This window comes from Chryseobacterium sp. SIMBA_028 (assembly GCF_046535285.1).
Lineage (GTDB): Bacteria > Bacteroidota > Bacteroidia > Flavobacteriales > Weeksellaceae > Chryseobacterium.
This window is the reverse complement of sequence record NZ_JAWRWZ010000577.1, coordinates 1-253: the sequence shown is the minus strand read 5'-3', so window position 1 is coordinate 253 and position 253 is coordinate 1. Positions and strand designations below refer to the sequence as shown.

General features: G+C 28.9%; 1 protein-coding gene. It reads right to left on the bottom strand.

Going from position 1 to position 253, the window contains the following annotated elements; all coding sequences use genetic code 11:
- The coding region (locus SCA31_RS24560) for a helix-turn-helix domain-containing protein (RefSeq protein WP_410699581.1) at positions 1 to 253 on the bottom strand (253 nt) is incomplete at both ends.

The window sequence follows — 253 nt, the reverse complement described above, 5'->3', positions numbered from 1 at the left end:
CTACCGTATTTCTGCTGAGTTTAAAATGTTTGGCCAGCTGACTGTTATTGCATCGGTACTTTTTCTGATAGTATAATATTTCAAGTATCGTATCCCGATCGTATGTCCTGTGTTTTTGATTAAAATTGAAGGTATTTTTATCTTCTTTTGTAAAAAGAATTTTATTACACTCAATGACATCTAATATTGAAAAGTTTTCTTTAGACAAAATAGCCTTATATTCTTCTTTTTTCTCAGGATATTTTTCATTAAC